Genomic DNA, 12,693 nt, shown 5'->3' on the forward strand with positions numbered 1-12,693 from the left:
GGGTACAGAAGCTTGTGAGCGCCCGCTTTGGGGATGGGCGAGGTGTATCTCGTCCAGCGCTCCGGCCGCGATTGCGACGATGCGGGCGGGCGCATAACCTCGCACTATGACCTCGGTGCCTGCGGGCCGGGAGAAGACTGGCCTAAGACCGGATTTCGACAATGTCCAGGCTCACTACGACCTGTCCGATGAGTTCTTCCGGCTCTTCCTCGATCCGACCCAGACCTACAGCTGCGCCTACTTCGAGTCCGACAACATGACGCTGGAGCAAGCCCAGATCGCCAAGATCGACCTGGCGCTGGGCAAATTGGGGCTACAACCTGGCATGACGCTGCTCGACATAGGGTGCGGCTGGGGCGCTACGCTGCGGCGTGCTGTCCAGAAATACGATGTCAACGTCGTCGGCCTGACGCTGAGCAAAAACCAGGCTATCGCCGTTGACAAGTTATTCCGCGCGATGGACGGCACGCTCAGCCGACGGGTGTATTTGGCGGGTTGGGAGGAGTTCGACGAACCGGTCGACCGGATCGTGTCGATCGGCGCGTTCGAGCACTTCGGCCAGAAGCGCTACCGGGATTTTTTCACCATGGCCCACTCCGCGCTGCCCGCCGATGGCGTGATGTTGCTGCATACCATCGTCAAAGCCAGCCCCGAGGAGTGCCGGAAACGAGGGCTACAGCTGCCGGCAAAATTGTTGCGCTTCATCTTGTTCATCATGGATGAGATCTTTCCCGGCGGGGACCTGCCCATGGTTGCCCAAGTCGAGCAGCACGCGGTCAACGCCGGCTTTCGGGTGGCCCGCATCCAGCCGCTGCGGCCGCATTACGCTCGAACGCTGGACATCTGGGCAGCGACGTTGGAGAGCCACCGGGAGCAGGCCATTGAGGTTCAATCCGAAGAGGTCTACCAGCGCTACATGAAGTACCTCACGGGCTGCGCCGACCTGTTCCGCGACGGCTACACCGACGTGTGCCAGTTCACCTTGATCAAAAACGGCTGAGCGAAGGTGGCCCGGCTCAGCGAAAGACCGTCATATGAGGTGAACTGCGCAAACATCGGTGGGCGCGGACGGTATCGAACCGCCGACCGCTGGTGTGTAAAACCAGAGCTCTACCACTGAGCTACGCGCCCGTGCCGGGCAAAGATACCGCCCCGACCACTCGGCGCCCAAAACGCGGATCGACGACTCAAGCGTTTAGGGCCGCCAGGGCGTCGACCCACAGCCGCTGGTCACGGGCTTCACCGGGCTGCTTCATCTCGGCGAACCGAATAGTTCCGGACCGGTCGATCACGAACGTGCCCCGGTTGGAAACGCCAGCGGCATCGTTGAACACGCCATAGGCCTGGCTGACGGCCCCGTGCGGCCAGAAATCCGAGAGCACCGGGAACAAAAACCCGCTCTGAGTGGCCCACACCTTGTGGGTGGGCGCGGGTCCGACCGAGACCGCCAACACCACGCGGTCGTCGTTCTCGAAGTCGGGCAAATGGTCACGCACACCGTCGAGTTCGCCTTGGCAGATGCCGGTGAAGGCCAGCGGGAAGAAGACCAGCAGCACGTCTTTGGCTTCGCGAAAGTCGCTGAGGGTGACGGGCTGTCGGTTCTGGTCGTGCAGCGTGAAGTCCGGTGCGGTGCTACCGACCGGCAGCATCAGCGACGTCCGGCCGCTCGCGACTTCGGTTGCACCAGACGGCTGGCGCTCCAGTCGCCGAGATTGACCGACGAGGTCGGCATCAGCCCCGCGGTGGGCGCCGATTCCGCGATCTCAGCGGGCTGCACATGGCCCGGCTTGCCGGTCTTGGGCGTGAGCACCCAGATCACGCCATCGTCGGCCAGCGAGGCGATCGCGTCCATCAGTGTGTCCACGAGGTCGCCGTCGTCGTCGCGCCACCACAGCAAGACGACGTCCACCACCTCATCGGTGTCTTCGTCGAGCATCTCGCCGCCGGTTAGATCTTCGACATCCCCGCGGATATCGTCGTCGGCGTCCTCGTCCCAACCCCACTCCTGGACAACCTGCCCTGGTTGGATGCCCAGTTTGCGGGCAAAGCTCGGGGCGTCATCCGCGGCCACCACCGTTCGACCTCCTTGTCAGTTCCAAGCCACTCGAGCGTCAAATACGCCGTGCGATGCATTTAATCGTCGCATAGCACGAAGCGTTGCACATCAGCCGTGTCAAAGGGACGCCCGACAAAGCTTGACCGCTGTGGTCTTGGTGTCGTTGAGCTGGTTGACCCGCTGATTGAATTGGTCGATCCCGGCGTGCGCCCGAATCGCGCTCGCGACCTCACGTGCGGCGTCGTTGTACGCGTTGAGCGCCTCCCGCAGTTGCTGCGACACCGGGCCGTTGTTGTCCCCCGCGACGGTCTCGGCGCTGTGGTTGAGGGCATCGATCGCCGGCTGCTCGGTGCCCGAGGTGTCGCGGCCCTGATTGGTGGCGGCGACATAGTCGTTGACTCGGTCGACCGCTTCTTTGCTGCTGTCGGCAAACGCCTTGCACACCTGGAAGATGGCCTGCGTGGTCAGCGACTGCTGATGCCGCGATTCTTTGATGCTCGAGGTGACCGACGACTCGGAAGCCGAGACAGACACCGACGTCCGGTAGGCGGGGGCGACAGCGTCATCGGCGCCCGGTGAGCCGTCGGTGACGGTCGTACACCCGACGACGGCGATCAGGACGGCCGCGACACCACCCGCCGCCCGCGCAGCAGCAGGCCATCCGGGCCAGCCAAGCCATCCGATCCGCACAGGTTCAGACGTTACCGGGTGACATCGGCGCGCGCCGTCGGCCGCCGCGATGGTGGCGCCGTGGACTGGGTTGCCCAGGGACTGCGCGGCGCGACATCCGGTGCGGCACGATAGGAGCATCCCCCATAGGGGCCGCAGCACCGAGACACAAGCCAAGACGTCAATCCGCGACGGCTCGATCAGCCACAAGCCGGTCGGCCGCCTACAAAGGAGTAGTGCGTTGACCACCGAGTTCGTCCGCCACGATCTGGCCAAGAATCCAACCGGCACAAGCGAACCCGACCGGGTGCGGGTGATCCGCGAAGGCGTCGCGTCCTACCTGCCTGACATCGATCCGGAGGAAACCGCCGAGTGGCTGGAATCCTTCGACGAGTTGTTGGAGCACTCGGGGCCGGCGCGGGCGCGCTATGTGATGCTGCGGTTGCTGGAGCGGGCCGGTGAACAGCGGGTGGCGCTGCCGGCGCTGACATCTACTGACTACGTCAACACGATCCCGACCGAGATGGAGCCGTGGTTTCCCGGCGACGAGGACGTCGAGCGTCGCTTCCGGGCCTGGATCAGGTGGAACGCCGCGATCATGGTGCATCGCGCGCAGCGCCCGGGAGTCGGTGTGGGCGGGCATATTTCGACGTACGCGTCCTCGGCGGCGCTCTACGAGGTCGGGTTCAACCATTTTTTCCGCGGCAAGGCGCATCCGGGCGGCGGCGATCAGGTGTTCATTCAGGGGCACGCCTCCCCCGGCATCTACGCCCGGGCCTTCCTCGAGGGCCGGCTGACCGCCGACCAACTCGACGGCTTCCGGCAGGAGCACAGCCATCCCGGCGGCGGGCTGCCGTCCTACCCGCATCCCCGGCTGATGCCTGGCTTCTGGGAGTTCCCCACGGTGTCGATGGGCCTGGGCCCGATGAACGCCATCTACCAGGCCCGGTTCAATCACTATCTGCACGACCGCGGCCTCAAGGACACCTCGGATCAGCACGTATGGGCGTTCCTCGGCGACGGCGAGATGGACGAGCCGGAGAGCCGCGGTCTGATTCAGGTGGCCGCCAACGAGGCGCTGGACAACCTGACTTTCGTGGTCAACTGCAACCTGCAGCGCCTCGACGGCCCGGTGCGCGGCAACGGCAAGATCATCCAGGAGTTGGAGTCGTTCTTCCGCGGCGCGGGCTGGAACGTCATCAAGGTGGTCTGGGGCCGCGAGTGGGACACGCTGCTGCACGCCGACCGCGACGGCGCCCTGGTGAACCTGATGAACACCACCCCGGACGGCGACTATCAGACCTATAAGGCCAACGACGGGGCCTACGTTCGCGACCATTTCTTCGGCCGCGACCCGCGCACCAAGGCGCTGGTCGAGCAGATGACCGACGCCGAGATCTGGAACCTCAAGCGCGGCGGCCACGACTACCGCAAGGTCTACGCCGCGTACCGCGCCGCGGTCGATCACCACGGTCAGCCGACGGTGATCCTGGCCAAGACCATCAAGGGCTACTCGCTGGGTGCGCACTTCCAGGGCCGCAACGCCACCCACCAGATGAAAAAGCTTGCGCTGCAGGATCTCAAGGATTTCCGCGACGCCATCAGGATCCCGATCAGCGATGAGGAGCTCGAACAGGATCCCTACCTGCCGCCGTACTACCACCCCGGCGCGGAGGCCCCGGAGATCCGCTACCTGCTCGAGCGGCGCCACGCACTGGGCGGCTTCGTCCCCGAGCGGCGCACCAAGACCAAGACGCTGCGGCTGCCGGGTCGCGACATCTACGCACCGCTGAAAAAGGGATCCGGACACCAAGAGGTCGCCACCACGATGGCGACGGTCCGAACCTTCAAAGAACTGTTGCGGGACAAAGAGATTGGGAATCGGATAGTCCCGATCATCCCGGACGAGGCCCGCACGTTCGGGATGGACTCGTGGTTTCCGTCGCTGAAGATCTACAACCGCAACGGCCAGCTGTACACCGCGGTCGACGCCGACCTCATGCTGGCCTACAAGGAAAGTGAGATCGGCCAGATCCTGCACGAAGGCATCAACGAAGCCGGGTCGGTCGCCTCATTCACCGCCGCCGGCACGTCGTATTCGACCCACAACGAGCCGATGATCCCGATCTACATCTTCTATTCGATGTTCGGTTTCCAGCGGACCGGCGACGGGCTGTGGGCGGCCGCCGACCAGATGGCCCGCGGCTTTCTGCTCGGGGCCACCGCCGGGCGCACCACGCTGACCGGCGAAGGCCTCCAGCATGCCGATGGTCAGTCGCTGCTGCTGGCCGCCACCAACCCGGCGGTGCTCTCCTATGACCCGGCGTTCGCCTTCGAGATCGCCCACATCATCGAAGCCGGGCTGGCCCGTATGTACGGCGAGAACGCCGAGAACGTCTTCTACTACCTGACCATCTACAACGAGCCCTACGTGCAGCCGCCCGAGCCGGAGAACTTCGACCCCGAGGGTGTGCTGCGCGGCATCTATCGCTACCGGCCGGCCACCGAGCACCGCACCAGCACCGCCAACATCCTGGCCTCCGGGGTGGCGATGCCGGCGGCGCTGCGGGCCGCCGAGATGTTGGCCGCCGAATGGGATGTCGCCGCCCACGTGTGGTCGGTGACGAGCTGGAGCGAACTCAACCGTGACGGCGTCGCGATCCAGACGCAGCGGCTACGCCATCCCGATCAGCCGGCGGGCGAGCCCTACGTGACACAGGCGTTGTCAGCATCGACCGGCCCGTTTATCGCCGTCTCGGACTGGATGCGGGCTGTCCCTGAGCAGATCCGGCCGTGGGTGCCGGGCAGGTACGTCACGCTCGGCACCGACGGGTTCGGCTTCTCCGACACCCGGCCCGCCGCCCGCCGCTATTTCAATACCGATGCCGAGTCCCAGGTCGTGGCGGTGCTGGAAGCGCTGGCCCGCGATGGCGAGATCGACCCGTCGGTGCCGGTGGCAGCTGTGCGGCAGTACCGTATCGACGACGTGCAGGCCGCGCCCGCGCAGACCTCCGACCCCGGTCCGGGGGCCTGAGGCCGGGTTGACGCGGCGCGTTTAGCGGAATCATCCATAAAAGCGGCGTAGCTTTTAGGGATGAGCGACAAGCAGTTCCCGACGCCCCGCACGACGCTGGATCTGCTGGACAGCGTCCCCGAGTCGCTGTTGCGCAGTCTGAAGCAGTACTCCGGGCGGCTGTCGACCGAAGCGGTCAACGCCATGCAGGACCGGTTGCCGTTCTTCGCCGAGCTGGAAGCCTCCCAGCGGGCCAGCCTGGCGCTGGTCGTGCAGACCGCGGTCGTCAACTTCGTGGAGTGGATGGCCGATCCCGGCAGCAACATCAACTACACCGCGCGCGCCTTCGAGCTCATGCCGCAGGATCTGACCCGGCAGATCGCGCTGCGGCACTCGGTCGACATGCTGCGGGTCACGATGGAGTTCTTCGAAGAAGTGGTTCCGCTGGTGGCCCGCTCCGAAGAACAATTGACCGCGATGACGGTCGGGATCCTGAAATACAGCCGGGATCTCGCGTTCAGCGCCGCCACGGCCTACGCCGACGCCGCCGAGGCCCGCGGGAACTGGGACAGCCGGATGGAGGCCAGCGTCGTCGACGCCGTGGTGCGCGGCGACACCGGCCCGGAGTTGCTGTCCCGGGCCGCGGCACTGAACTGGGACACCACCGCCCCGGCGACCGTGGTGGTGGGAACCCCGCCGCCGGGCCGGGAAAGCCAAGCCAGCCAGGATGTTCGCGACATTGCAGCCAGTCACGGACGCGCCGCACTCACCGACGTACACGGCACGTATTTGGTGGCCATCGTGTCCGGACAGCTGACCCAGACCGAGAAGGTCCACGGCGCCCTGCTGGACGCCTTCTCCGACGGACCCGTGGTGATCGGCCCGACAGCGCCGATGCTGACCGCGGCGTACCACAGTGCCAGCGAGGCCATCTCCGGGATGAATGCCGTGACGGGTTGGCGGGGTGCGCCGCGGCCCGTCCTGGCGCGCGAACTGCTACCGGAGCGGGCTCTGATGGGCGATCCCTCGGCCATCGCGGCGTTGCACACCGACGTGATGCGACCGCTCGCCGACGCCGGCCCGACTCTCACCGAGACCCTGGACGCTTATCTCGACTGCGGCGGGGCGATCGAGTCGTGTGCTCGCAAGTTGTTCGTTCATCCAAATACGGTGCGCTATCGACTGCGCCGGATCGCCGACTTCACCGGCCGCGATCCGACCATCCCGCGCGACGCGTACGTCCTGCGGGTGGCAGCGACCGTCGGCCACCTCACTTACCAGGCGCAGCAGTCCAGCGCTGGGAGTGCCATCGTGACTCCCGTCACGCGCCGGGCAGAGAAGGACCTGATCACGCCCACGGATACCGCCGAAGCCGGTTGACAGATTGCGGCGCGATATCGAACACGTCGCATCGCGTGCTGTTTTGTGGAGTTTCCACAAAAACATAAGACAAGGTTCATAATCTGTTACACGGCCCAAAGACGTCTTCACAGTGTTCCCTTAATAACGTGATTGCGTTGCTAGCGCCCGGACAAGGGTCGCAAACCGAAGGGATGCTGTCGCCGTGGCTGGAACTGCCCGGCGCCGCAGACCGCCTGGCGTCGTGGTCCACGGCCAGCGGGCTGGATCTCGCGCGGCTCGGCACCACCGCCTCGACTGAGGAAATCACCAACACTGCGATCGCCCAGCCGTTGATCGTGGCCGCCACGCTGCTCGCGTACCAGGAGCTGACGACGCGCGGTCTGCTCGCCGACCAAGAGCGTGTAGTGGCCGGGCACTCGGTCGGTGAAATCGCGGCTTATGCCATCGCGGGCGTGCTGTCCGCCGACGACGCCGTGGCACTGGCCGCCACCCGCGGTGCCGAGATGGCTAAGGCGTGCGCCAACGAGCCGACCGGAATGTCGGCGGTTCTCGGCGGCGACGAGGCCGAGGTTCTGGCACGTCTCGAACAACTCGACCTGGTCGCGGCCAACCGCAATGCGGCAGGCCAGATCGTGGCCGCCGGCCGACTGAGCGCGCTGGACAAGCTCGCCGAAGACCCACCGGAGAAGGCCCGGGTGCGCGCGCTGGGCGTCGCCGGCGCCTTCCACACCGAGTTCATGGGCTCGGCCCTCGAGGGTTACGCTGCGGCCGCGCATGATGTCGCGACCTCCGAGCCGACCGCTATTCTCCTGTCCAACCGCGACGGCCAGCCGGTGAGTTCGGCCGCCGACGCGATGGAAAAGCTTGTCGCACAGCTGACCCGGCCGGTGCGCTGGGACCTGTGCTCCGAGACGCTGCGTCAGCGCAGTGTGACGGCGATTGTCGAGTTCCCACCGGCTGGGGCTCTATCCGGCATCGCCAAACGTGAACTCCGCGGGACACCGACGCACGCCGTCAAGACCCCCGCAGACCTCGACGGTTTGGGAGAGCTGTAACCCCCAAAAAGTTGGCCACCAGGCCGAAGCTACGAACCCGTTCACTGTTACAACCGCACAAAGCACGTCAACAAGCAGTACTCAACACATTACGAAGGGAAACACAACGTGTCCGTCAGCCAGCAGGAAATCATCGCCGGTATCGCCGAGATCATCGAAGAGGTCACCGGTATCGAGCCCTCGGAGATCACCCCGGAGAAGTCGTTCGTCGACGACCTGGACATCGACTCGCTGTCGATGGTGGAGATCGCCGTGCAGACCGAGGACAAGTACGGCGTGAAGATCCCCGACGAAGACCTCGCCGGTCTGCGCACCGTCGGTGACGTCGTCAACTACATCCAGAAGCTCGAGGAAGAGAACCCCGAAGCTGCTCAGGCACTGCGCGCCAAGTTCGAGACGGACTCCTCCGCGGCGGTCGACCAAAAGTGACCAAACCTTCCACTGCTAACGGCGGCTACCCCAACGTTGTGGTAACCGCCGTCGAGGCGACAACCTCAATCGCGCCGGACGTCGAAGGCACGTGGAAGGGTCTGTTGGCCGGCGAAAGCGGCATCCGCGTCCTCGAAGACGAGTTCGTCACCAAGTGGGACCTGTCGGTGCGAATCGGCGGGCACCTCAAGGAATCCATCGACGACCACATGGGCCGGCTGGACCTGCGACGTATGTCGTATGTCCAACGGTTGGCCAAGCACCTCAGCGGTCAGCTCTGGGAGAGCGCCGGCAGCCCCGAGGTCGACCCCGATCGGTTCACGGTCGTGGTCGGCACCGGGCTCGGTGGCGCCGAGAAGATCGTCGAGAGCTACGACCTGATGAACGAGGGCGGGCCCCGCAAGGTGTCCCCGCTCGCCGTGCAGATGATCATGCCCAACGGGGCTGCGGCCGTCGTCGGCCTGCAGCTCGGCGCTCGCGCCGGGGTGATGACGCCGGTGTCGGCATGTTCGTCCGGATCGGAGGCCATCGCGCACGCATGGCGGCAGATCGTCATGGGCGACGCGGACTTCGCGGTCTGCGGTGGTGTCGAGGGCAACATCGAGGCGCTGCCCATCGCGGCGTTCTCGATGATGCGGGCCATGTCGACCAATAACGAACACCCCGAAAGGGCGTCGCGGCCGTTCGACAAGAACCGTGACGGCTTCGTGTTCGGCGAGGCCGGCGCGTTGATGATCCTTGAAACCGAGGAGCACGCCAAGGCCCGTGGCGCCAAGCCGTTGGCCCGGTTGATGGGTGCCGGCATCACCTCGGACGCGTTCCACATGGTGGCCCCGGCCGCCGATGGGGTACGCGCCGGACGGGCGATGTCCCGCTCGCTGGAGCTTGCGGGCTTGTCTCCCAAGGACGTTGACCACATCAACGCCCACGCCACTGCGACACCGATCGGCGACACCGCTGAGGCCAACGCCATCCGGGTCGCCGGTGTCGAGCATGCCGCGGTCTATGCGCCCAAGGGCGCGCTTGGTCACTCCATCGGCTCGGTGGGTGCGCTGGAGTCCATCCTGACGGTGCTTGCGCTGCGAGATGGCGTGATCCCGCCGACACTTAACTACGAAACGCCTGACCCCGAAATCGACCTCGATGTTGTTGCGGGCGAGCCACGTTACGGCGACTACCAGTACGCCATCAACAACTCGTTCGGCTTCGGTGGACACAACGTCGCGTTGGCCTTCGGGCGTTACTGAGCACGGCGTCCGGCGATGATGCCGGACAAGTACACAAGCAGGAAAGGATGCGGACGTAGCTCGCATGACAACATCGTCAAGTTTGACTACCGGGAACGGTTTCCCGAATGTGGTCGTCACCGGGTTCGCCATGACGACTGCGCTCGCATCTGACGCGGAAACCACGTGGAAACTGCTGCTGGACGGACAAAGTGGGATTCGTACGCTCGACGACCCGTTCGTCGAGGCCTTTGACCTACCGGTCCGCATCGGCGGGCACCTCGTCGAGGAATTCGACAGCCAGCTGACTCGGATCGAAAACCGCCGGCTGGGTTACCTGCAGCGGATGGCCACCGTGCTGAACCGGCGGGTGTGGGAAAACGCGGGCTCGCCCGAGGTGGACACCAACCGGTTGATGGTGTCCATCGGCACCGGAATGGGCTCGAGCGAGGAGCTGGTTCTCGGGTACGACAAAATGCGCGAACACGGCATGAGAGGTGTCAACCCGCTGGGCGTGCAGATGTACATGCCGAACGGCGCATCGGCGGCGGTGGGTCTGGAACGCCACGCCAAGGCCGGGGTGATGACACCGGTGTCGGCCTGTGCCTCCGGCTCGGAGGGCATCGCCCGTGCCTGGCAGCAGATCGTGCTCGGTGAGGCCGACATCGCCGTGTGCGGTGGCGTCGAGACCAAGATCGAGGCGGTGCCGATCGCGTCGTTCGCCGCAATGCGCATCGTGTTGTCGAAGAACAACGACGACCCGGCCGGCGCTTGCCGACCGTTCGACAAAGACCGCAACGGCTTTGTCTTCGGGGAGGGCGGCGCGTTGATGGTGATCGAGACCGAAGAGCACGCCAAAGCGCGCGGAGCCAAGATCCTGGGAAGAATTATGGGGGCGAGCGTCACCTCCGACGGCTTCCACATGGTGGCTCCTGACCCCAACGGCGAACGCGCCGGGCACGCGATCACGCGGGCGATCCAGCTCGCCGGCCTCACCCCGGGCGACATCGACCACATCAACGCCCACGCCACCGGCACCTCGGTCGGCGACCTGGCTGAGGGCAAAGCCATCAACCGGGCCCTGGGTGCACACGGCGGCAACGCCGTGGTCTACGCACCTAAGTCAGCCCTCGGCCACTCCGTCGGAGCGGTCGGCGCTGTGGAGTCGATCCTGACTGTGATGGCGCTACGCGAACAGATCATCCCGCCCACCCTGAACCTGGTGAACCTCGATCCCGAGGTCGACCTGGACGTGGTGGCGGGTAAGCCGCGAGAAGGCAACTACCAGTACGCGATCAACAATTCGTTCGGATTCGGCGGGCACAACGTGGCGTTGGCATTTGGCCGTTACTGATCCCGGATCCGCGAACGGCAATGACACGAGGAGACCTGCGATGACGACACTGGCCCCTGAGGCAATCGACGAATCGCTCGACCCGCGCGACCCGCTGCTGCGACTGAGCAGGTTTTTCGACGACGGCAGCATCGAACTGCTGCACGAGCGCGACCGCTCCGGCGTGCTCGCCGCAGGCGGAACCGTGAATGGCCTGCGCGCCATCGCATTTGCCACCGACGGCACCGTGATGGGCGGCGCCATGGGACTCGAGGGCTGCACCCACATCGTCAACGCCTACGACACCGCGATCGAGGAGCAGAGCCCGATCGTGGGCATCTGGCACTCCGGAGGGGCGCGGCTGGCTGAGGGCGTAAAGGCCCTGCATGCAGTCGGATTGGTGTTCGAGGCGATGATCCGGGCGTCCGGGTACGTCCCGCAGATCTCCGTTGTGGTCGGTTTCGCCGCCGGTGGCGCCGCTTACGGGCCGGCGCTGACCGACGTCGTCGTCATGGCGCCGGAGGGCCGGGTGTTCGTCACCGGGCCGGACGTCGTCCGCAGCGTCACCGGTGAAGACGTCGACATGGCCTCCCTCGGCGGCCCGGACACCCACCACAAGAAGTCCGGCGTGTGCCACATCGTGGCCGACGACGAGGACGACGCCTACCAGCGTGGTCGCCGGCTGATCGGATTGTTCTGCCAGCAGGGGCATTTCGACCGCAGCAAAGCCGAAGCGCACGAGACCGACCTGCACGCGTTGCTGCCTGAGTCACCGCGACGCGCCTACGACGTGCACCCGCTGGTCAACGCGCTGCTCGATGCCGATGCACCGTTCGACGAGTTCCAGGCCAAGTGGGCCCCGTCGATGGTGGTCGGCCTGGGCCGCTTGTCGGGACGCTCGGTGGGCGTGCTGGCTAACAACCCGTTGCGCCTGGGCGGCTGCCTGAACTCCGAAAGCGCCGAGAAGGCAGCACGTTTCGTGCGGCTCTGCGACGCCTTCGGCATCCCGCTGGTCGTCATCGTCGACGTACCCGGGTACCTGCCGGGCGTGGACCAGGAGTGGGGCGGCGTCGTTCGCCGCGGGGCCAAGCTCCTACACGCGTTCGGTGAGGCCACCGTCCCGCGCGTCACGCTAGTCACCCGAAAGATCTACGGCGGGGCCTACATTGCGATGAACTCGCGTTCGTTGGGTGCTACCAAGGTGTTCGCCTGGCCGGACGCTGAAGTCGCCGTGATGGGCGCGAAGGCGGCTGTCGGCATTCTGCACAAGAAGAAGCTGGCCGCCGCCGAGGATCACGAGCGCGAGGCGCTGCACGAGGAGCTTGCCGCGGAGCACGAGCGGATCGCCGGTGGTGTGGACAACGCGATCGAGATCGGCGTCGTCGACGAGAAGATCGACCCCGCCCACACCCGCAGCCGGATCACCGAAGCGCTGGCTGAAGCACCGGCCCGGCGCGGACGGCACAAGAACATCCCGCTGTAAGCCGCACGTTTTTCCGCGCGAGCGTAACGCCACTGCGAAATGCTAGGGGGCAAATCGCAGTGGCGTT

The 12,693-nt window shown here is 65.7% G+C and carries 11 protein-coding genes and 1 tRNA gene; 8 read left to right on the top strand and 4 right to left on the bottom strand.

Annotated elements, in window-relative coordinates:
- Positions 1-106 precede the first annotated feature (106 nt).
- Positions 107-1,000 (top strand): cyclopropane mycolic acid synthase family methyltransferase, encoded by an 894-nt coding sequence (locus tag ACQY5A_RS02220; protein ID WP_428338741.1) that lies wholly within the window; start codon positions 107-109, stop codon positions 998-1,000.
- A gap of 59 nt (positions 1,001-1,059) precedes the next feature.
- Here ACQY5A_RS02220 and ACQY5A_RS02225 read toward each other — a convergent pair.
- The 4 genes from ACQY5A_RS02225 to ACQY5A_RS02240 form a co-directional block, all read right to left on the bottom strand.
- Positions 1,060-1,131: transfer RNA gene (locus ACQY5A_RS02225), tRNA-Val, on the bottom strand.
- A gap of 56 nt (positions 1,132-1,187) precedes the next feature.
- On the bottom strand, positions 1,188-1,649 hold the full coding sequence (locus ACQY5A_RS02230) for a peroxiredoxin (RefSeq protein ID WP_428338742.1): 462 nt from the start codon (positions 1,647-1,649) through the stop codon (positions 1,188-1,190).
- On the bottom strand, positions 1,649-2,074 hold the full coding sequence (locus ACQY5A_RS02235) for a DUF3052 domain-containing protein (protein WP_428338743.1): 426 nt from the start codon (positions 2,072-2,074) through the stop codon (positions 1,649-1,651). The genes ACQY5A_RS02230 and ACQY5A_RS02235 overlap by 1 nt, the downstream gene beginning before the upstream one ends.
- Positions 2,075-2,173: 99 nt before the next feature.
- Positions 2,174-2,746, bottom strand: coding sequence for a hypothetical protein (locus ACQY5A_RS02240; protein ID WP_428338744.1), 573 nt, complete (start codon positions 2,744-2,746; stop codon positions 2,174-2,176).
- 220 nt (positions 2,747-2,966) lie between these two features.
- Between ACQY5A_RS02240 and aceE the strand changes: the two genes are divergently transcribed.
- From aceE to ACQY5A_RS02275, 7 genes are all read left to right on the top strand, one after another.
- Positions 2,967-5,759, top strand: coding sequence for a pyruvate dehydrogenase (acetyl-transferring), homodimeric type (gene aceE / locus ACQY5A_RS02245; RefSeq protein WP_428338745.1), 2,793 nt, complete (start codon positions 2,967-2,969; stop codon positions 5,757-5,759).
- Between the two features lie 60 nt (positions 5,760-5,819).
- A complete protein-coding gene (locus ACQY5A_RS02250; RefSeq protein ID WP_428338746.1) occupies positions 5,820-7,118 on the top strand; it encodes a PucR family transcriptional regulator in 1,299 nt (432 codons plus the stop codon).
- 128 nt (positions 7,119-7,246) lie between these two features.
- Positions 7,247-8,155, top strand: coding sequence for an ACP S-malonyltransferase (locus ACQY5A_RS02255; protein ID WP_428338747.1), 909 nt, complete (start codon positions 7,247-7,249; stop codon positions 8,153-8,155).
- A gap of 108 nt (positions 8,156-8,263) precedes the next feature.
- The gene (gene acpM, locus ACQY5A_RS02260) at positions 8,264-8,584 is read left to right on the top strand and encodes a meromycolate extension acyl carrier protein AcpM (RefSeq protein WP_428338748.1); all 321 of its coding nucleotides are present in this window, start codon (positions 8,264-8,266) and stop codon (positions 8,582-8,584) included.
- Positions 8,581-9,831, top strand: coding sequence for a 3-oxoacyl-ACP synthase KasA (kasA, locus tag ACQY5A_RS02265; RefSeq protein ID WP_428338749.1), 1,251 nt, complete (start codon positions 8,581-8,583; stop codon positions 9,829-9,831). The genes acpM and kasA overlap by 4 nt, the downstream gene beginning before the upstream one ends.
- 64 nt (positions 9,832-9,895) lie before the next feature.
- The gene (gene kasB / locus ACQY5A_RS02270; protein WP_428338750.1) at positions 9,896-11,164 is read left to right on the top strand and encodes a 3-oxoacyl-ACP synthase KasB; all 1,269 of its coding nucleotides are present in this window, start codon (positions 9,896-9,898) and stop codon (positions 11,162-11,164) included.
- A 40-nt stretch (positions 11,165-11,204) separates the two neighbouring features.
- Positions 11,205-12,626, top strand: coding sequence for an acyl-CoA carboxylase subunit beta (locus ACQY5A_RS02275; protein WP_428338751.1), 1,422 nt, complete (start codon positions 11,205-11,207; stop codon positions 12,624-12,626).
- The last annotated feature ends 67 nt before the right edge of the window (positions 12,627-12,693 follow it).

Source organism: Mycobacterium sp. (genome assembly GCF_965277065.1).
Lineage (GTDB): Bacteria > Actinomycetota > Actinomycetes > Mycobacteriales > Mycobacteriaceae > Mycobacterium.